Origin of the sequence: Chryseobacterium sp. JM1 (assembly GCF_000737715.1) — a bacterium.
Lineage (GTDB): Bacteria > Bacteroidota > Bacteroidia > Flavobacteriales > Weeksellaceae > Chryseobacterium.
The window spans coordinates 391314-410383 of record NZ_JPRN01000003.1; the positions used below are offsets into that span (position 1 = coordinate 391314).

The following is a 19070-nucleotide window of genomic DNA, read 5'->3' on the forward strand; positions in this document are numbered from 1 at the left end:
TTGAAAAGATACCGGTCGGATTATCTTTTTTTTCTCATCACTATTTAGGCTCCACCCATGGGAGCCCACCCCACGGCATTGTGTAGATAGCGGGAATTCCTCCAATAGGTTGTTGTGGATTTTGAACGATAGGGGGATGAGGAGGATTAATTGCCCCCGGGTTGCTTGGTGTGATAAAAGCAGTTCCTCCTGAAATAGCATTCATTTGATTTTTCTTAAGTACTTTTCCTGTAATTGTTTTCATAATGTTTTTATTTATTGATTAACATGACGAAAATAGAGAAGTGCCTTAACAAAAAACAAATACAACTAACAGGTGCGTCGGTTGAGCCAGTAAATGCGAAAAAGCGATTAATCCACATTTCCTATTTTATGAAGAAAATCATTTTTTCTGCGGAAAGATACATCCAGAACAGATCCGTCACTCATAACCACCTGGCCGCCTCTGCCTTTAATATATTCCTGAAGATGATCTACGTTAATAAGGTGCTTATGATGTATCCTGAAAAAATTAAGGTCAGGAAGGACCATCTCAAACTCATGAAGGGTCTTGGATACCATTATTTTGGTCTTATTGATGAGATAAAAAGTAGTGTAACTGGAATCTGCTTCGCAGCGCACAATATCAGCAATACCGATCACTCTGAAACCCTGAAGGGTAGAAAGTATGATCTTGTTGTCCTGTAAAGGATTGTTTTGGACCGGCTGTGTTTTTTTGATATTTTCCAAAGCTTTATTGACGGCTATCACAAAATCAATTTTTTTTATGGGCTTTAAAAGATAATCGGTAGCCCCGTTTTTAATGGCCTGAATCGCAAAGTTTTCAAAAGCTGTGATAAAAATAATCTGTGACGGAATCTCTTTGAATTTTGACAAAAGATCGAAAGCAGTACCGTCATTCAGCCGGATGTCTAAAAATAAAATATCCGGCGTGTTTTTCGTAAGATAAATATAGGCTTCTTCTACGCTGGAAGCTTCAAAACTGATCTCCATTTCTGGAAATTCCTTTTTTAATAACAGGGCAATATAATCTCTTCCATGTTTCTCATCGTCAATGATGCAGATTTGTGTCTTGGTTTTCATAGGGGCTGATGTATAGTTTAACTTGTGTTCCTTGTTTTTCAGATGTATCAGACAGGTTGTTGATTTCCAGGGTAATATGGGTTTCAAAAAGCTGCTGAAAGGTTTTGATTCTTTTTTGAGATAATTTTAATCCAAAAGAATCCGTATTGACGGAAGATTTATCTTTAGTTCTGATTCCTGTGCCATTATCCTCAATCGTTATACATAGAGTAGAATCTTCATGATCAAAAGATATTTTAACGAAGCCTTTGGCGTTTTTCAGGCTGGAAATCCCATGTTTGATCGCATTCTCCACAAAAGGCTGAATTAATAGGGAAGGGATAGCCCATCTCTTATTGACTTGTTCAGAAATATGAAATTCATAATCAAAAAGTTCGTTTTGGCGAAGCTTTTCCATGTCCATATAAAGAGAAAGGTATTCCACTTCTTCCTCTATAGGCATGAAGGTTTTTTCCGAGTAATGAAGCGTTTTTCTGATCAGCTGTGAAAAGATATCCAGATAGTTTTCCGTTTCCTGATAATCTTCCTTGAACAGCAGATATTTAATGGAATTGAGACAGTTATAAATGAAATGTGGATTGATCTGTGCCTTAATAGCCTGTAGTTCCAGCTCGGCAATTTTCTTTTCATGAAAGAACTTTTCTAATTTTTTATTACGCTTTTTCTGCAGCCACGAATTAATAATCAAAGTGACTATCATAATGATAATAATCGCCAAAGCCGCCATGAACCACCAGGTCTGCCAGAATCTGGGTTTGATTTCAAAAGGCAGATCAGACGAAATATAAGACTGCTTTCCATTATAACCCAATCCATAGACCCGGAATACATATTTCCCCGGAGGAATGGAATTAAATATAATGGTTGAGGAATTGCTTAACTGCCAGGTTTCGTCAAGCCCTTCCACCTTATATTTATAACTTATTTTCCCCTGTGAAGCATAATCGGGAAAGCTGAGGTTGAAAATAACATTATTATCGGAATGGCCGGTCAGATTCTCACGTAGATCATAATGTTCATTGTTTTCAATAGTTATAGAGTTGATAATGACTTTTTTATGTATTGATTTTTCCTGAGCCAGCAGCTTTTTTATGGAAAAGATTCCCAATCCTTTAGATGTACCAATGAAAATGGTGTCGTTTCTGATAACGCAGCCCGAGACTGCGTTTGAGGGAAGTCCGTCTGTCTGAGTCAGATTGGTGATCAGAGTATTACGATCAGCTGTAAGTTCAATTCGGGAGATGCCGGAATTGGTACTGGCCCAAAACGTATTGTTGTTTTCTACCTCTATTTTTTTTATCTGGTCATTAATTAAACCATTCTTCTTTTCAATTTTCTTTAAAATACCCTGATCGTTGAAAATAATAATTCCGTTGAGGTTGGTGGCTCCGAGATAAACATGATCTCTTAATTTTTTTAGATCTGTAAAGTAATAGCCTTTTAAGAACAGAGTCTTTTTTTTAGTTTTAATATTGAACCTGTACAGGTCACTGAAATTACCCACTAATAAATTTTCTTTATCAAAAGGGAGAACCGTATATACCCGTTCATCAAGAAGGCTGGTTATTTTCCCGGTTTTTAAGTGGTAAGTCATTAAGCTGCCGGACGTGCAGAAAAAGACCGAGTTCTGGGTGTAAGGAACGATGCTTTTTAAGCTATACCTCAGTTTTTTACTCCTGTTTGTAGAAAGATCATGAACGACGATCGTAGCGGCCATACCGAAAATAGATACATTATGGTTCAGATAGATGGATTTGTTTTCATCCTTGTTATTTGCATCAAGCGTAATATCCTGCATCTTACCATTCCTGTAAATAATGGCTCCGTAGGAATTGTTATAGCCCAAGATAATATTCTGATCATCTTTAGCGATCGCTTTGATATACTCGGAATTGCTTTTCACCGATAAATTGATGTGATTGGTAAAAAGAGCTTTGGTGATAAAAAAAACACCGCTGTTCCTGGAATTGAACCAGACATTATCATCTTTATCCACCAGAACATTATTGATCACATGCTGGTTTAATATTTTTACAGGAGGGTTCAGGTTCTTTTTATTTTCAAGCAGTGACTGGTTAAAATACAGAACACCGCCATTCTGAACATTGAGCCAAAGTTTATTATTTTTATCAATAACACCGTAGAAGATGTTCTCTTTTGTATCATAGGAATGAATTTTCTTTATATGAAGCGGATCGGTACGTTGATAGACTGTAATTTTTCCCTGATGTTGAAACACAAAAAAATCATCCTTTTCACAGATTATACCTCCCGGATCTATTCTGATCTCTTTTTCTTTCCGGGTGATCAGGCTGTAAATTAAAATTTGTCCGGTAATACTGTTATTTAAATATAAATTCTGAGTTCGGAAGTCATATTGTACCGTTGAAAATTCTCTTTTGTTATAATTTAAAAGGATTGGGTTTTTCTTTACTTTTCCATTTTCATAGATAAAAATATTCCGCGGACTTTGGGTGCTGTATAAATAAAGTCTGTTTCCATCACGGGTGATTTTGGGAATTGAGCTCGAAAACTGGTTTTTCAGATAATCGTTAATATTTAAATTGATCACCCGCCCGTTTTTCAGATACGCAAAATCATTCAGGAAAGGAAGTATAAAAACTTCTCCATTCGGCAAAGGCTCACAGGATATAATGTCAATATTCTTTAATCCTTCCTCTTTTCCATACTGCTTAAAATCTTTTCCGTCAAATCTGAATAACCCGTTGTCACTGCCTATCCAGATCAGGCCATTTTTATCCTGCCGCAAGTGATAAGTATATGAACTGTTGAGGCCATCCTCTTCATTATAGTTGACCATTCCGGGAATCTGTGCAAAAAATAATGAGGGAGACAGCAAAATGAGATAAAATAAGTGGGAAAAGACAAATTTTTTCACATCATATTGAATAATGTGGTAAATATATGATTTGACTGATAATAATGCAAAGTTTAAGTTTAAATATTGAATAAAATCGAATTGAAAAAATTCGGATAATTTTGTACAATTTCGTACTTTTGTATGTTTGCTGAAATCATATATGTCACAAGAAATAAATCCAATCTACTCCGAAGATAATATCAGAACCCTCGACTGGCAGGAACACATCCGTCTGCGCCCCGGAATGTACATCGGGAAGCTCGGAGACGGCTCCTCTGCGGACGACGGTATTTACATCCTGCTGAAAGAAATTCTGGACAACTCCATTGATGAGTTCAGAATGAAATCAGGGAAAAGAATCGAAATAAAAGTGGACGACGGGAAAGTCAGTATCCGTGACTTCGGCCGTGGAATACCGCTGGGAAAGGTGGTAGATGCCGTTTCTAAAATGAATACGGGAGGGAAATATGACAGTAAAGCCTTCAAAAAATCGGTAGGACTGAATGGGGTAGGTACCAAAGCCGTGAATGCTCTTTCAGAATATTTCCGCGTAAGATCTTTCCGTGAAGGAAAAATGAAGATGGCGGAATTCTCCAGAGGACTAATTACCGAAAACCACGAAGAAAAAGATACTTCAGACCGCAATGGTACAGAGATTTCCTTTGTTCCGGACGGGGAGATCTTCCTTCATTTCAAATACAGAAAAGAGTACATAGAAAAGATGCTGCGCAACTATGCGTATCTGAATCCCGGGCTGAAAATTATTTTCAACGGGGAAACCTATTATTCTGAAAACGGACTGAAAGACCTTTTGGAAGAAGAGATGGAAAACGAAATTCTGTACTCCATCATTCACCTGAAAGATACGGATATAGAACTGGCGATCACGCACTCTGACAAATCCCAGACGGAAACGTATTTCTCTTTCGTAAACGGACAGAATACCACGCAGGGAGGAACGCACCTTAATGCTTTCCGTGAGGCCTATGTAAAGACCATCCGCGAATTTTTCAATAAAAACTTTGATGCTTCAGACATCAGAAAATCCATTATAGCAGCTATTTCCATCAATGTGGAAGAACCTGTATTCGAGTCCCAGACCAAAACAAAACTGGGATCTAATGATATGGGCCCGAACGGACCTACCGTAAGGACTTTTATCATTGATTTTTTGAAAAGCAAACTGGATAATTTTCTTCATAAAAATCCTGAAATTGCCGAAGCCATCCAGAGAAAGATCCTGATCTCCGAAAGAGAGAGAAAAGAACTTTCAGGAATTCAGAAACTGGCAAGGGAAAGAGCTAAAAAAGTATCGCTGCACAACAAAAAACTGCGTGACTGCAGACAGCATTATAACGATCAGAAAAACGAAAGAAAAGGGGAAACCCAGATCTTCATTACCGAGGGAGATTCTGCATCCGGATCCATCACAAAATCCAGGGACGTAGAAACCCAGGCTGTCTTTTCACTGAAAGGAAAACCTCTGAACTGCTATGGACTGACGAAAAAAGTGGTGTACGAGAATGAAGAATTCAATCTTCTTCAGGCGGCTTTGAATATCGAAGAAAGTTTGGAAGATCTGAGATACAATCAGGTGATTATATCTACCGATGCCGATGTGGATGGGATGCACATTCGTCTTCTGATGATCACCTTCTTCCTTCAGTTTTTCCCGGATCTGATCAAGAACGGTCACCTTTATATCCTTCAGACCCCATTGTTCAGGGTAAGAAATAAAAAGGAAACAAGATACTGCTACAGCGAAGCAGAACGAATCAAAGCGCTGAATGAACTTGGAAAAAATCCTGAAATTACCCGATTCAAAGGACTTGGAGAGATTTCTCCTGATGAGTTTAAACATTTCATCGGAAAAGATATTCGTCTGGAGCCTGTCGTGATCGGTAAAGATCAGACGATAGATCAGCTGCTGGAATTCTATATGGGTAAAAATACCCCGGACAGACAGGTATTTATCCTGGAAAATCTTGTCGTAGAAGATGCAGATATTGAGAAGAAGGAAATACTGGACGAAGCCGCAGGTTAAAAAACTAAACTAATACACATAAAACACCAAACACACAATACCAGACATGAGACTTAGCAACCGCAATAAAGCTTCAATTTACAATTTTGTACATACGCTGCTGCTGATGATGGTCATATTTGGGATAGCTGCATTTTTACTTAACGAGTACAGATTTCATGCGGTAGGAAAAGAAAGTTACATCATTCTTATTCTTCCGATCCTGCTGCTGGTGATTTTTCACTTGAATGGCAGACAGATCTTTGAATACGACAGTGACGGAGAAGCGCTGAATTTTAAAAACAGGAACATTATTCCTTTTTTAGACAGACCGCTTCATGACGAATTTCCGAAGTATAAACTGATGAAGTATGAGATTGTCAATGTGTTCTTTATCAGAAGATTATATATTACGATTTCAAGTAAAAACAGCGGTTCTACCATCCTCAAATATGAAATATCTTATTTGAGCCAAAAAGAAGTAAACGATTTAAAAATCTCTCTGAATAAAGTAGTGAAAGCTAACGAAGAGAAAAATGATTAAAAACAGATGACGACAGAAGAAAACTCGCACGAAGGTGAGAGCTTGAAAAAAGTCTCAGGACTTTATAAAGACTGGTTTCTGGACTATGCTTCCTATGTGATTCTGGATAGAGCGATTCCTTCCGTCTTTGATGGGCTAAAACCCGTTCAGAGAAGGATCATGCACTCTATGCGGGAACTGGAAGACGGCCGTTACAATAAAGTAGCCAATATCGTAGGGAATACCATGAAGTATCACCCCCACGGAGATGCTTCCATTACCGATGCCATGGTACAGATCGGGCAGAAAGAACTCTTAATAGATACCCAGGGAAACTGGGGAAACATTTATACGGGAGACTCTGCTGCTGCGGCAAGATATATCGAAGCCAGGCTGACCCCTTTCGCACTGGAAGTGGTCTTCAATCCGAAAACTACGGAATGGGCGAAATCCTATGACGGAAGAAATAACGAACCCATTGATCTTCCGGTTAAATTTCCTTTGCTTCTTGCACAGGGAGTGGAAGGAATCGGGGTAGGACTTTCCACGAAAATCCTACCGCATAACTTCAATGAACTGATCAATGCTTCTGTTGCCCATTTGAAAGGAAAGAAATTTGAACTTTTTCCGGATTTTATGACGGCGGGTTATCTGGATGTTTCAGAATATAACGACGGTCACAGAGGAGGAAAAGTAAGAGCGAGAGCAAGAATTACCCACACCGATAAGCATATGTTGGTAATTTCTGAACTTCCTTTCTCAAAAACCACCAGCGACCTGATCGATTCTATCCTGAAGGCCAACGAAAAAGGAAAGATCAAGATCAAAAAGATTGAAGACAATACTTCAGATACAGTAGAGATCCTGATTCATCTTCATAATGATGTATCACCGGATAAAACCATAGATGCATTGTATGCCTTTACAGACTGTCAGGTAACGATTTCTCCGAATGCCTGCGTTATTGTAGGCGATAAGCCGATGTTTATGAATGTTTCAGACATTCTGAAAATGAACACGGAACACACCGTTTCTTTACTTAAAAAAGAACTGGAAATCGAGCTTCATGAACTTCAGGAAAGCTGGCATTTTTCTTCACTGGAAAGAATCTTCATCGAGAACAGGATTTATCACGATATTGAAGAGGTCAAGACTTGGGAAGATGTAATTAAAACGATTGATAAAGGTTTAAAACCTCATACCAAGCATCTTTTAAGAGCGGTAACGGAGGAAGATATTTTAAAACTGACCGAGATCAGAATCAAGAGAATTTCAAGATTCGATTTAGATAAATTTAAAGAAAATATAGCCGCGCTAGAAGGCAAAATAGAGCAGGTAAAATATAATCTTGCCAATCTGATTGCCTACGCAATTGATTATTATTTAAATATTCAGAAGAAATACGGAAAAGACAGACAGAGAAAAACTGAGCTTAGAATCTTTGATACCATTGATGCCACTAAAGTAGCGGTAGCCAATGAAAAGTTCTATGCCAATTTCGAAGAAGGCTTTATCGGAACATCGCTGAAAAAAGATCAGTATCTGTTCGACTGTTCGGATATTGATGATATCATTATATTCAGAAAAGACGGAACCATGAAGGTGGTGAAGGTGGATGCTAAAATATTCGTCGGAAAAGACCTTCTGAGCGTTGCCATCTGGAAGAAAAATGACAAAAGAACGGTCTACAACATGATCTATCGTGAAGGTACTGCCGGACCTTACTACATGAAACGTTTCTCCGTAACGGCAGTAACCCGAAACACAGATTATCCGCTGGCCTCCGATAAAAAAGGCTCGGAAGTGCTGTATTTCTCAGCCAATCCTAATGGTGAGGCAGAAACAGTAACAGTGCTTTTAAAACCGAACCCAAGGATCAGGAAAAACAAAATGGAAATCGATTTCTCGGATCTTGCGATCAAAGGAAGAGACTCCAAAGGAAACCTGGTGACCAAATATTCGGTGAAAAAGGTAGATATGAAAGAGGAAGGCGTTTCTACGCTGGCTCCAAGAAGAATCTGGTTTGATGATACCGTGAGAAGACTGAATGCAGATGCAAGAGGAACTCTTTTGGGCAGTTTCAAAGGAGACGACAGAATTCTGACCATCAATACAAACGGTGAAGTGAAGCTCGTTTCTTTCGATCTTGGAAACCGTTTCGATGATGAATACTTAGTTCTTGAAAAATGGAAGCCGCAACAGCCGGTGACCTGCATCTATTACGATGGTGAAAAAGATATGTATTTCATCAAGAGATTCCTGCTTGAAAATACAGTGAATCTGCAGACTTTCATGCCTTCGGAGCACCCGAAATCATTTATTGAAAATGTAATCGTGGCGAACGGAGCTTCAGCAGAAATTATTTTTGCTAAAGATAAAGGCAAAGACCGCGATGCTGAAATGATACATCTGGATGAATTTATTACCGTAAAAGGAATAAAAGCAATTGGAAATCAATTTACTAAATTTAAAGTAAAAACCATTAATATTACGATTCCGGAACCTGTAGAAGAGGAGCCGGAAGTATATGAAGAGCCGGAAACCGGAGACGGTATTGTGGATGACGACCGGACGGTAATCGGGGATCTGTTTGAAAGCGGTGAACCAGAAAATTAAGCATTAAACTTATGAATATTCTAATCGTATTTATCATCATTACGGCCATTATCAGTTTTGTTGCCTTCAACAATCCGGGTATTACCGAGAAATATAAATTCAGTGTAGGGCCTATTCTGAACAGGAAAGAGTACATCCGTCTTATTTCATCAGGGTTTCTGCATGCCGATATCATGCACCTGGTATTTAATATGATGACACTGTATTTCTTTGGACCTATTGTTATTCAGGCTTTCGGAAACATCGGTTTCGCGATTGTCTATCTGGGATCTATATTGCTGGGGAATTTTCTCTCGCTTTATATTTATCAGAAACAGCCTTGGTATTCGGCAGTAGGAGCGAGTGGAGGGGTTTCAGGGATATTATTTGCTTCCATTGCAATGATTCCTGACATCGGCATCTATATCTTCTTTATTCCGATTCCGATTAAAGGATATATTTTCGGACTGTTGTATTTTGGATATTCCGTGTACATGATGATGAATCCGAGACAGCAAGATAATATTGGCCATGCGGCACACCTTGGAGGTGCATTCTTCGGATTGGTGTATGCTGTGGCTATGGCTCCGGATCAGGCAATGCACAATGCTTTGTATCTTGGAATTATGTCGCTGCCCCTAATCTATCTGGGCTACGAAATTTTTGTAAGGAAGAGAATAGGATAAAAGCTATCTTTACTTAAAATATCAAAACCAATGAACACATCAGAATTAAACCGCTTTATCGTTGTATTAATCTATGGTTCATTGGTTTTGCTTTCTTTACTGAAACTGTCCAATCCTTTGCGGGTTAACAGGAAGGCTAATTTCTGGTTCGGGATATTTCTTTTTTTATGGTCAAGTTTCTGGCTGGATGAAGTCCTGACGCTTGTTACAGATTCCCAGGTAGAGGTTCATTCTATCATTTCTGTCCAGATTATTCAGTTTCTGACGCCGATTATGTTCTATTTCAGTGTATTATTTTACACGAATCCTTCATTTAAATTTAAAATTACAGATCTTAAATACCTGATTCTGCCCGTTATCTTTTGGGTCAATGTTCTTCTACAGCGATTTGGAGGATTTAAAGATAATACGGTTTTTAATGTTGTCTTTATCGGGTTAATTCTTTTTCAGGCCTTATTCTATACCGGTCTTTCCTATTTCACCATTCGGAAACATAAGAAAAGAATCCAGCAGTTTTCTGCCAATACGGAAGGAATCAATCTGAACTGGCTGGAATACATCACAATTATTATTTTCATCATCAATATAGCTTACGTAGTTTATAATTTATCCTACGATTCAACAGCCCTGAATTTCTTCATTAATGGAGCTTTCCTGCTGGTAATTTATTTTGTGGGATATTATTCTTTAAAACAGAAAGAAATTTATCCTTTGGAGGAAAAACAGCGTGAAGAACTGATATCAATTGATGAAGATCCGGAAACGGAAGAGGTAAAAAAGAAACTGATCTCTGATGAAGAACTCCTAAAGATCAAAAGCCAGCTTGAAGAAATCATGGGTAAGCAAAAACCTTATCTTGACAGTGAACTGAACCTGATCCGTCTTTCCGAACTCTTATCTATTTCTACTCATCATCTGTCTTACGTAATCAATACCGGGTTTAAAAAAAACTTTTTCCAGTATGTGAATGAATACAGGATTGAGTACGCTAAAAAACTCCTTAAAGATACTCAGAGCAAACTTTCGATTTTGGGCATCGCTTATGAATCCGGATTCAATTCCAAAACTTCTTTCAACACCACGTTTAAAAAACTGACCGATCAGACTCCTTCCGAGTATAAAAATGGTACGGGTTTATAAATTTTAACGTTCTTATTTAAATAACTATCTGTTTTTCATTTAGTTGTGTAGTTTTATTTTTAAAATTAAAAATAGGTTCGCTCAGATAATCCTGAACATTGGAGGACTGATTTCAGGATAGCTTTGTACCATAAAATTGTTTTATGAGCACCAAAGAATCATATGCTGTAGTGACGGGAGCAAGTCAGGGACTGGGAAAAGCATTTGCCGAAAACCTGGCCAGTAAAAATATCAATGTCGTTCTGGTCAGTCTTCCGGGGCAGCATTTAAAGGAGCTGGCTCAACGGCTGGAGGAAAGCTATCCAATCAAAGCCCATTATTATGAAGTAGACCTTTCCGTGAATGAAAATGTCATGAAACTTACAGAATGGCTGAACAGGTCTTTTGAAATTCATGTTCTGATCAATAATGCCGGACTTGGCGGGACGAAGAAATTTGTAGACGCATCGCCATCTTACATCAACACGATTTTACAGGTCAATGTAGCTGCAACTTCACTGATTACCCACCAGCTGCTGCCTAATCTGTTGAGACAGCCGAAAGCCTATATTTTAAATGTATCCAGCATGGCTGCTTTTTCTCCGATAGGTTTTAAAACAGTCTATCCCGCTTCCAAAACCTTTATCCATTCATTCTCAAGAGGACTGCATGAAGAGTTGAAAGACACCAACGTTTTTGTAAGCGTTGTGAATCCCGGTGCCATGAAAACGAACATCGATGTGTGTAAAAGAATAGAAAAGCAAGGTATTTTAGGAAAACTTACCCTGCTGGATCCCAATAAAGTGGCAGCTTACTGCATCAGACAACTTTTCAAAAAAGATTCCGTTATTATGGTGAACCCCATAAGCTGGCTGATCATGAAGATCCTGCCGATATGGATCAAGCTGCCTCTGATGACCAGTGCCATAAAAAAAGAAATTGAAGCATGAAAAAAGTTTTCGTGACCGGAGCCACAGGGCTTCTGGGTGCCAATACCGTTATTAAATTACTACAATATGATTATACTGTTACTGCTCTGGTGCGCAAAAAAAGCAGCTGGATGGGCGAAGAAAATGAAAATCTCAGACTCATAGAAGGAGACCTGTTCTCGGATATTTCAGAATATCTGCAGGATGTGGATGCTGTGATTCATATAGCTGCAGAAACCAGCCAGGATCTGCTGCATTATGAGGATTATAAAAAGACGAATTACGATGCTGTGGTTCATCTGTTTGCGCAGGCAGCAGCGGCTGGTGTAGAAAAATTTCTCTTCGTGAGTACTGCCAATACGTTGGGATATGGGAATTCTGCGGTGTGGGGAAGTGAAAAAGCACCTCAGATCTATCCGTTTACCCATTCTTATTACGCTCAAAGTAAACTGGAAACAGAGAATTACCTTCTTCAGCAGAACAGAGGAACAAAGGTGGTTATTGTGAATCCTACCTTTATGATTGGCGCCTACGACCGTAAGCCAAGTTCTGGAAAAATCATTTTTTGGACCTGGAAAAAGAAATTGGTTTTCTATCCGAAAGGCGGGAAGAACTTTGTTCATGCCGAAGATGCAGCAGAAGGAATTATAAAAGCTGTTGAAAAAGGAAAAAATGGTGAGAAATACCTTCTGGCCAATGAAAACCTGACTTATAAAGAGTTTTTCGGAAAAATAAACGCGATCACCGGACAGACTCCTGTCATGATTCCGATTCCTGATGCCGGGTTGGCGATGCTGGGAATGATCGGGGACTTCCTGAGAAAACTGAAGATAAAAACAAGCCTGAGTTCTCCCAATATGAAAGCTTTGAGAATCAATAATTTCTATTCAAACCGGAAATCTTCAGAAGAACTGGGGGTTCGGTATCAGTCCGTTGATAAAGCCGTTGAAGATGCAATCCGTTTTTTTGAAAGGAAGAATAATGAAGTTAAGGTAGGGCGGCAGATATAAGTTTTTGTCTGCTCTCGTTTGAATTCAAATCGATTTTTATACATCAAATAATTTAACAGATTTAATTTGTGAAAACATCTGCGAAAATCTGTGTCATCCGTGGTCAATAAAAAACAAAATATTTTTCACCTTCCCAGCCTTTCCAAAGCTTCTTCCAGCGTTTCCGTAAAGTTGATATGTCGTGTTTTATTGCTTTCAAAAATGAAATCCCTGATGCTTTTTCCGGGATACTTTTCAAAATTTCCTACGATGGCAAGACTTACCCGATAATTGGAGAACTTTTGTAGAATATCTCCGGCTATTTTTGTTTTCAGGTCAAAGAATTCGGGTGTGATGTTTTCTTCATAAACAATTATCTTATCAAAGCCCTGATAGTAAATGTTTCCAAGAAGATCCAGCCCATCCTGAGCGGATTTGATGATGGCTTCGTCAGAAACAACTTCTGCAATTTTTATGGTATTAATATCGTGAGATTTGATCTGCATAGGTTCTATTGTAAGGTTCTTTTCATATCTTTTAAAAAATCGGACAGCGGAAATGCATCACCCTGATTGGTCAGTGCTATGATGCAGCTGTTACTATTCAGGTCTCTCCAGAATATCGCCCGGAAACCGCTCAGACCACCAGTGTGGCTAACGGTTTTTCCTCCATCAGATTCTTCAATAAACCATCCGAAACCGTAGTTGGAAAGTTTTCCGTCAGACAGTTTGGTAGGTGTGTACATGAGATCCGTATTGCTTTTATTAATCAGTTTGAAACTCCTTAATGCCTGATCAAACCGGTATAAATCTTCGGGAGTAGAGTAGATGCCGCCGTCTCCGGTCGTTAGAATTGAGTAATCATCCAAATGTTTGTTTTTATTATACCCTGTAGCTCTGTTTTTATCGGCAGTTAAGGAATCATATACCCAGGTGTTTTTCATTCCCAGCGGAGTAAAAATATGTTCACTGAGAAACGTGCCATAAGACTGTTTTGAAACTTTTTCAATGATCAATGACAGGATAATAAAACCGCTGTTGCTGTATTGAAACCTGCTTCCTGAGGGAAATTCCAGTTTGTTGAGACCGCTCAGCCAACTCAGTACATCTTGGTTTGTCAGTCCTTTTTTGCTGAAAATAATCGATTCGTAATCTTTTATTCCTGAGGTATGATTTAAAAGCTGCCTGATGCTTACATTTTGGGCATAGGCAGGCAGCTCAATGTATTTTGATGCTTTATCGTCATAATTCAGCAGTCCCTTCTGTTGCAGAAGCATAACCGAAACTGCGGTAAAAGGCTTGCTTAATGAGGCAATATAGATCGGAGTGGTTTTTTCCAGTTTTATATTTTTCTCAATATTGCTGAGGCCTAAAGCTGTGTCACAAACTGTTTTCCCATTCTTTACAGCTAAAACAGAACCGTTGAATTCTCCCTTATCGTAATAATTTCCGACCACACCACGTGATTTTTTTTCACAGGATGAAAGCGGCAGAATCAAGATAAAACCGAGCAGTAGACTGAATAAGGATATCCGCATAGAGGTATGGATTAAGAAGATAAAAGTACTTATTTCTTTCCAACAATAAAGCGGTCGTTTTCAGATAAATCTTTGATGAGTTCGGCTTTAGAAAAATGTCCGGTATATAATTCAAGGGTTTCTGGTCCAAGTTTCTGATTGATCTCTAAAAATAAAAGACCGTTGTTTTTCAAACACTGCTTGGCATCTTCTGCAATTTTCCGGTAGAAGATCAAAGCATCCTGAACAGGAGAAAATAGGGCCATTTTAGGCTCAAATTCTTTGACAGAATCCGCAATTTCAATTTCCTCTTCAATTCCTATGTACGGCGGGTTGGAAATAATAATATCATAACTTTCGGCTAATTCGAAGTTGAGATAATCCCCATGAATAAAATTGATTTCCAGCTGATGATGTTCCGCATTTCGTTTGGCTGTTTCCAAAGCTTTTTCAGAAAAATCGATGGAAGAAATTTGGGCTTCGGGGAAATGTTTTTTTAAAACCAACGGAATCACACCGCTTCCGGTTCCGATATCTAAAATCTTTAAACCCTGAACAGGAAGTTCTGAATCATGAATCTTTTGAATCGCAATTTCTAGGAGTTCCTCTGTTTCAGGACGTGGAATCAGGACATGTTCGTCCACGAAAAATACCATTCCGTAAAACTCAGTTTCACCCAGAATCTGCTGATAAGGTCTGCCGGTTTTTAAATCAGAAACAATCTGAATAAGCTGCTTTTCATCATCAATAAGAAGTTCCTGCTCCGAAAACCTTCTCTGGTGAAATGAATCGAAACCTACTATTTTCTGTATAAAAAGAGCCGATAAAAAAGCACTTTCCGAATCAGTATACCATTCGGAAAGTTCAGTTTTAAAATGTTTTTTGAATGCTGATATCGTCATTTATCTTGTGAAAACCAGTTTTGTATCCGTAGATTTTTCTTCATTGATCAGGTAGCCTTCATAGTTGAATGCTTTTACGTCATTCAGCGTTTTGGCATTGGTTTCTGCACAGAATCTTACCACAAGACCTCTCGCATGTTTGGTATAAACGACAATCGTTTTCAGTTTTCCTTCTCTCAGTTCGTAAAATTCAAAGTCGATCACCTTATGATTCAGTTTTTTTCTGTCGATCACCTTTCCGTACTCGTTACTGGCCAGGTGAAGAAGGAATTCGCCTTTTTTCATTTCAGAATTCAGCTGTTCCGTGATTTTTTCTCTCCAGAATTCATACAGGTTTTTGTATTGATCGAACTCAAAATGACGCCCCATTTCCAACCGGTAAAGCATAACTTTATCAGAAGGTTTCAGCAGACCATACAGTCCGGAAAGCATTCTGTAATTTTTCTGTAAGTAGTCTACCGCATTTTTGTCCAGGGTTTTGGCATCCAGTCCTCTGTAGACTTCACCGGTAAAGGCGAACATGGCAGGAGCGGATTCTTTGGCCGTAGGTTTGTCTTTCCATCTTTGGTTTCGTTCCCAGTTTTCATCAGCCAGTTTAGGTGATATTTCCATGAGTTCGGAAAGGTATTTCGGCGATTTATGTTTTAAATAAGACTGTATCAATGCAGCTTCTTCGATGAATTTCGGAGTTGTAGATCTCAGTAAGTCGGTTGAATTCTCAACGTTCATCAGTTTCGCTGGAGAAGTTATAATTTTCATAATGTTTAGAATGCAGATAAATGTTTAATGTCAACAAAATTCATCATCATCATAGACACAAAGTCGTACATAAAATGACAGATGATCAGAATTTTAATATTTGAATATTTTTTATAAAACAAAGCAAAAACGGTTCCGATAAAGAAAGGAACTACTACCTGTCCAACTGTTCCGTAGGTGCTGTGCAGAATCCCAAATAACATGGCAGAACCAATAATGCCAACGTACGGGCTACTGTATATTTTTTCAAGTCTCGGCTGAATATATCCCCGCATCAGAAGTTCTTCCACGACGCCTGCAGTTAGGCAGATAAAGATAATCAGCAGATAGTTATTTTTAAAGATAGAAGAGAACTGAACCAGTTTGCTGCTCATCCCTTCCCGGGTCAAAAGCTGAACGATAAGATTCAGAAAAGAACCGCCGAAAGCACAGATCAGATAAAGCGTAATGACTGCTTTGATGTAAAACAGGGTGGAGTATTTCTTATCTTTCCATAACAGGAAAGTGTTTTTTTCGACAAAAAGACTGTAAAGAAAAATCAATCCAAGAACTGCCCAGAGTGCGATTCTTGTATAAAAGAAATTAGTTGCGTTAAATTCTTTGACTCCCGTGATGAAATAAATGAACGGAAAAACATAAAGCATCAGTGCAGCGAGGAACACAAAGGTCAAAAGAATTCCCAGTGCATATTTTCCGTTTAAACTCATAATTCCAGATGATCAGCGTTTTCAGCCTCTTTAATACTTCACTAAATAATTCCTTTTCCCTGACGGATGATCTCCGGTTCTCCGGAAGTAAGATCCACAATAGTAGAGGCTACGTTATCTCCGTATCCTGAATCAATGACAATATCTACCAGATGATCATATTTTTCGGCGATAAGTTCCGGATCTGTAGAATATTCAATGATTTCGTCATCATCTTTTATAGAGGTTGAAGCAATCGGATGTCCCAGTTTTTCCACGATAAGTTGGGGAATCGGGTGGTCAGGAACACGGATACCGATTGTTTTATGGTTTTTATAAGCTAAAGGAAGACTTTTATTGGCATCAAGGATAAAGGTGAACGGTCCCGGAAGATGGCTTTTCAGAAACCTGAAAACGGAAGTGTCAATAGGTCTTGTAAAATCTGAAAGATGGCTTAAATCATTACAGATAATCGAGAATTTAGACTTTTCCAGCTTGACTTTCTTGATCTGGGCCAGTTTTTCCATAGCCTTTATGTCAAAAATATTACATCCTAAGGCATAAATCGTATCTGAAGGATAGATAATCAATCCGCCGTTTTTTAAGGTTTTAATCACCTCATTCACAAGATTTTCCTGAGGGTTATCAGGGTAAATTTTAAGTATTTTTGCCATAAAACAAAGATACAAATAATAAAATAGTTTTCATAAAAGTCCTTTATTTAAAAGAAAAATTAGGATTTTTAAAAAATAGACGTATCTTTGCAATCCAATATCGCGGGATGGAGCAGTAGGTAGCTCGTCGGGCTCATAACCCGAAGGTCATCGGTTCGAGTCCGGTTCCCGCTACTAAGTTAAGTGCTTTCGGTAAGCACTCTAAAGATACACCGCGGGATGGAGCAGTAGGTAGCTCGTCGGGCTCATAACCCGAAGGTCATCGGTTCGAGTCCGGTTCCCGCTACTAAGCTAAGTGTTTTCGGTAAACACTCTAAAAATACACCGCGGGATGGAGCAGTAGGTAGCTCGTCGGGCTCATAACCCGAAGGTCATCGGTTCGAGTCCGGTTCCCGCTACTAAGTTAAGTGCTTTCGGTAAGCACTCTAAAAATACACCGCGGGATGGAGCAGTAGGTAGCTCGTCGGGCTCATAACCCGAAGGTCATCGGTTCGAGTCCGAAAAAAATACACCGCGGGATGGAGCAGTAGGTAGCTCGTCGGGCTCATAACCCGAAGGTCATCGGTTCGAGTCCGGTTCCCGCTACTAGAACGAAAGAAGCAATAATTGTATTGCTTCTTTTTTTGTTATGTATATGTAGGTGGAGGATTCTGTAGCTATAACTGTGTTTTTTAACGCAAAGGTTCATCCGGGTAACGCATAGTTTTGAGGAAGGCAAAGAGTTCGACTACGTCGTTGATTAAGTTCATGGATACAACGCGCGCTTCATCAAATCAATCTATGATTGATTCTGTCTTTTTAACACTCAAAGTAATACATTATTAGGATAAAACTTTGCGTTTTAAAATAAATAAAGAGAAATTAAGCATTCAGATTTTAATCCAGAAAAGTAGTATGACTCTTGATTCTATCGGTCATTTTTTTAGTCTTTTCATTTCCATATTCATCAAATAGCTTCAAATTTCCATTGTACACCGACGGATTTTCCTGATAATTCTTTCTGGCTTCCAGAAACTGGCCTTTGGATTTTGTCTTTACATCGCTTCCGTAATTCAAAGGTTCTATGAGCTCTTCCGATTTTTTAATATCAGTGGCATAGATTTCAATCGTTCTGTCTTTGTTGTACACTTCCAACACCAGCCCGGATAAGCCTTTAAATCTGAAAGGTCCGTCAGGAATCGCTATATCATCTGTGAACCAGGCATAAAAAGTCTGCCCCGTATCTGTTGTCGTTTTGGCCAGCCGGCTTTTAAAACCTTGTATTTCTTTTCTGTCATTCAAAATATCCCACTTCAGTTTAGGTTCTTCGTAAGTGAAAATATACCTTCCAACGGGCATGGATACGATTAGATTCTCTTTGTTTTTATAAACGCTGCTTACTGATTTAGGGTATTTTGGGATTCCTCCATAACTGGTTTGAATAGTTTCCTTAGAATTTTTATTATAAAAAGCTTTAGCCTCTTTGCTGGAATAAGATGATTCCAGATTATTGCATAATAAAGTAGAAGAGTAGATGTGAATCTGACTTTTATGAATACTGTCCTGAATGATTTTTGTCTCATAATTGATCTCCATCACTGCCTTTTGAGCACTGACTGATGTGAAACCCAGAATAAAGATTACAGAGGTTTTAATTTTCATATAAATCAATTCTATTCATTTTGCAATAGTATTAAAAAAAATGATATTTTCAAAAACGGGATTT

At 38.6% G+C, this 19070-nt stretch carries 17 protein-coding genes and 4 tRNA genes; 11 read left to right on the forward strand and 10 right to left on the reverse strand.

Features of this window, described 5'->3' with window-relative positions:
* Positions 1 to 40 precede the first annotated feature (40 nt).
* The 3 genes from IW22_RS06785 to IW22_RS06795 all read right to left on the reverse strand — a co-directional run bounded on the left by IW22_RS06785 (position 41) and on the right by IW22_RS06795 (position 3982).
* The gene (locus IW22_RS06785) at positions 41 to 244 is read right to left on the reverse strand and encodes a hypothetical protein (RefSeq protein ID WP_034725207.1); all 204 of its coding nucleotides are present in this window, start codon (positions 242 to 244) and stop codon (positions 41 to 43) included.
* A gap of 107 nt (positions 245 to 351) precedes the next feature.
* Entirely contained in the window at positions 352 to 1083 is a 732-nt protein-coding gene (locus IW22_RS06790; protein WP_034725209.1) for a LytR/AlgR family response regulator transcription factor, read from the reverse strand.
* Positions 1052 to 3982, reverse strand: a complete 2931-nt coding sequence (locus tag IW22_RS06795) for a histidine kinase (RefSeq protein WP_131401700.1) — start codon at positions 3980 to 3982, stop codon at positions 1052 to 1054. The genes IW22_RS06790 and IW22_RS06795 overlap by 32 nt, the downstream gene beginning before the upstream one ends.
* 142 nt (positions 3983 to 4124) lie before the next feature.
* Between IW22_RS06795 and IW22_RS06800 the strand changes: the two genes are divergently transcribed.
* From IW22_RS06800 to IW22_RS06830, 7 genes are all read left to right on the forward strand, one after another.
* Complete coding sequence (locus tag IW22_RS06800; protein ID WP_034725212.1) at positions 4125 to 6008, forward strand: DNA topoisomerase IV subunit B; 1884 nt, start codon at positions 4125 to 4127, stop codon at positions 6006 to 6008.
* A 46-nt stretch (positions 6009 to 6054) separates the two neighbouring features.
* Positions 6055 to 6531 (forward strand): hypothetical protein, encoded by a 477-nt coding sequence (locus tag IW22_RS06805; RefSeq protein WP_034725213.1) that lies wholly within the window; start codon positions 6055 to 6057, stop codon positions 6529 to 6531.
* A 6-nt stretch (positions 6532 to 6537) separates the two neighbouring features.
* Positions 6538 to 9126 carry a DNA gyrase/topoisomerase IV subunit A gene (locus IW22_RS06810; RefSeq protein ID WP_034725215.1) on the forward strand — a complete coding sequence of 863 codons (2589 nt, stop codon included), beginning with the start codon at positions 6538 to 6540 and terminating at the stop codon, positions 9124 to 9126.
* Positions 9127 to 9137: 11 nt separating this feature from the next.
* A complete protein-coding gene (locus IW22_RS06815; protein ID WP_034725217.1) occupies positions 9138 to 9791 on the forward strand; it encodes a rhomboid family intramembrane serine protease in 654 nt (217 codons plus the stop codon).
* 30 nt (positions 9792 to 9821) lie between these two features.
* Positions 9822 to 10931: a helix-turn-helix domain-containing protein gene (locus IW22_RS06820; RefSeq protein ID WP_034725218.1), complete on the forward strand. Its 1110-nt coding sequence runs from the start codon at positions 9822 to 9824 to the stop codon at positions 10929 to 10931.
* 143 nt (positions 10932 to 11074) lie between these two features.
* Entirely contained in the window at positions 11075 to 11860 is a 786-nt protein-coding gene (locus IW22_RS06825) for an SDR family NAD(P)-dependent oxidoreductase (protein ID WP_034725219.1), read from the forward strand.
* On the forward strand, positions 11857 to 12849 hold the full coding sequence (locus IW22_RS06830) for an NAD-dependent epimerase/dehydratase family protein (RefSeq protein ID WP_034725221.1): 993 nt from the start codon (positions 11857 to 11859) through the stop codon (positions 12847 to 12849). The genes IW22_RS06825 and IW22_RS06830 overlap by 4 nt, the downstream gene beginning before the upstream one ends.
* A gap of 125 nt (positions 12850 to 12974) precedes the next feature.
* Here the strand turns inward: IW22_RS06830 and IW22_RS06835 are convergent, their stop codons facing one another.
* From IW22_RS06835 to IW22_RS06860, 6 genes are all read right to left on the reverse strand, one after another.
* Positions 12975 to 13334 (reverse strand): DUF4180 domain-containing protein, encoded by a 360-nt coding sequence (locus IW22_RS06835; protein ID WP_034725222.1) that lies wholly within the window; start codon positions 13332 to 13334, stop codon positions 12975 to 12977.
* 5 nt (positions 13335 to 13339) lie between these two features.
* A complete protein-coding gene (locus IW22_RS06840; RefSeq protein ID WP_228384008.1) occupies positions 13340 to 14284 on the reverse strand; it encodes a serine hydrolase domain-containing protein in 945 nt (314 codons plus the stop codon).
* Between the two features lie 110 nt (positions 14285 to 14394).
* Positions 14395 to 15246 carry a peptide chain release factor N(5)-glutamine methyltransferase gene (prmC, locus tag IW22_RS06845; RefSeq protein WP_034725224.1) on the reverse strand — a complete coding sequence of 284 codons (852 nt, stop codon included), beginning with the start codon at positions 15244 to 15246 and terminating at the stop codon, positions 14395 to 14397.
* Entirely contained in the window at positions 15247 to 16005 is a 759-nt protein-coding gene (yaaA, locus tag IW22_RS06850) for a peroxide stress protein YaaA (RefSeq protein ID WP_034725225.1), read from the reverse strand.
* A 5-nt stretch (positions 16006 to 16010) separates the two neighbouring features.
* Positions 16011 to 16712 carry a CPBP family intramembrane glutamic endopeptidase gene (locus IW22_RS06855; protein WP_034725226.1) on the reverse strand — a complete coding sequence of 234 codons (702 nt, stop codon included), beginning with the start codon at positions 16710 to 16712 and terminating at the stop codon, positions 16011 to 16013.
* Positions 16713 to 16753: 41 nt separating this feature from the next.
* Complete coding sequence (locus tag IW22_RS06860; RefSeq protein WP_034725228.1) at positions 16754 to 17365, reverse strand: L-threonylcarbamoyladenylate synthase; 612 nt, start codon at positions 17363 to 17365, stop codon at positions 16754 to 16756.
* Between the two features lie 101 nt (positions 17366 to 17466).
* On the opposite strand from IW22_RS06860, the gene IW22_RS06865 reads away from it, so the two are divergent.
* The 4 genes from IW22_RS06865 (at position 17467) to IW22_RS06885 (ending at position 17950) form a co-directional block, all read left to right on the forward strand.
* Positions 17467 to 17539 (forward strand) — tRNA-Met (locus tag IW22_RS06865).
* 39 nt (positions 17540 to 17578) lie between these two features.
* Positions 17579 to 17651 (forward strand) — tRNA-Met (locus tag IW22_RS06870).
* A gap of 39 nt (positions 17652 to 17690) precedes the next feature.
* Positions 17691 to 17763: transfer RNA gene (locus IW22_RS06875), tRNA-Met, on the forward strand.
* A 114-nt stretch (positions 17764 to 17877) separates the two neighbouring features.
* Positions 17878 to 17950: transfer RNA gene (locus IW22_RS06885), tRNA-Met, on the forward strand.
* Between the two features lie 291 nt (positions 17951 to 18241).
* Here IW22_RS06885 and IW22_RS06890 read toward each other — a convergent pair.
* Positions 18242 to 19006 carry a GLPGLI family protein gene (locus tag IW22_RS06890; protein WP_034725229.1) on the reverse strand — a complete coding sequence of 255 codons (765 nt, stop codon included), beginning with the start codon at positions 19004 to 19006 and terminating at the stop codon, positions 18242 to 18244.
* Positions 19007 to 19070: the final 64 nt, after the last annotated feature.

Excerpts from the sequence above, each read along its gene's own strand:
- IW22_RS06785 (WP_034725207.1), bottom strand. The coding sequence starts at position 244 with ATGAAAACAATTACAGGAAAAGTACTTAAGAAAAATCAAATGAATGCT.
- prmC (WP_034725224.1), bottom strand. The coding sequence starts at position 15,246 with ATGACGATATCAGCATTCAAAAAACATTTTAAAACTGAACTTTCCGAA.
- IW22_RS06820 (WP_034725218.1), top strand. The coding sequence starts at position 9,822 with ATGAACACATCAGAATTAAACCGCTTTATCGTTGTATTAATCTATGGT.
- IW22_RS06810 (WP_034725215.1), top strand. The coding sequence starts at position 6,538 with ATGACGACAGAAGAAAACTCGCACGAAGGTGAGAGCTTGAAAAAAGTC.
- IW22_RS06790 (WP_034725209.1), bottom strand. The coding sequence starts at position 1,083 with ATGAAAACCAAGACACAAATCTGCATCATTGACGATGAGAAACATGGA.
- IW22_RS06800 (WP_034725212.1), top strand. The coding sequence starts at position 4,125 with ATGTCACAAGAAATAAATCCAATCTACTCCGAAGATAATATCAGAACC.
- IW22_RS06830 (WP_034725221.1), top strand. The coding sequence starts at position 11,857 with ATGAAAAAAGTTTTCGTGACCGGAGCCACAGGGCTTCTGGGTGCCAAT.
- IW22_RS06835 (WP_034725222.1), bottom strand. The coding sequence starts at position 13,334 with ATGCAGATCAAATCTCACGATATTAATACCATAAAAATTGCAGAAGTT.
- IW22_RS06890 (WP_034725229.1), bottom strand. The coding sequence starts at position 19,006 with ATGAAAATTAAAACCTCTGTAATCTTTATTCTGGGTTTCACATCAGTC.
- IW22_RS06815 (WP_034725217.1), top strand. The coding sequence starts at position 9,138 with ATGAATATTCTAATCGTATTTATCATCATTACGGCCATTATCAGTTTT.
- IW22_RS06855 (WP_034725226.1), bottom strand. The coding sequence starts at position 16,712 with ATGAGTTTAAACGGAAAATATGCACTGGGAATTCTTTTGACCTTTGTG.
- IW22_RS06805 (WP_034725213.1), top strand. The coding sequence starts at position 6,055 with ATGAGACTTAGCAACCGCAATAAAGCTTCAATTTACAATTTTGTACAT.
- IW22_RS06860 (WP_034725228.1), bottom strand. The coding sequence starts at position 17,365 with ATGGCAAAAATACTTAAAATTTACCCTGATAACCCTCAGGAAAATCTT.
- IW22_RS06825 (WP_034725219.1), top strand. The coding sequence starts at position 11,075 with ATGAGCACCAAAGAATCATATGCTGTAGTGACGGGAGCAAGTCAGGGA.
- yaaA (WP_034725225.1), bottom strand. The coding sequence starts at position 16,005 with ATGAAAATTATAACTTCTCCAGCGAAACTGATGAACGTTGAGAATTCA.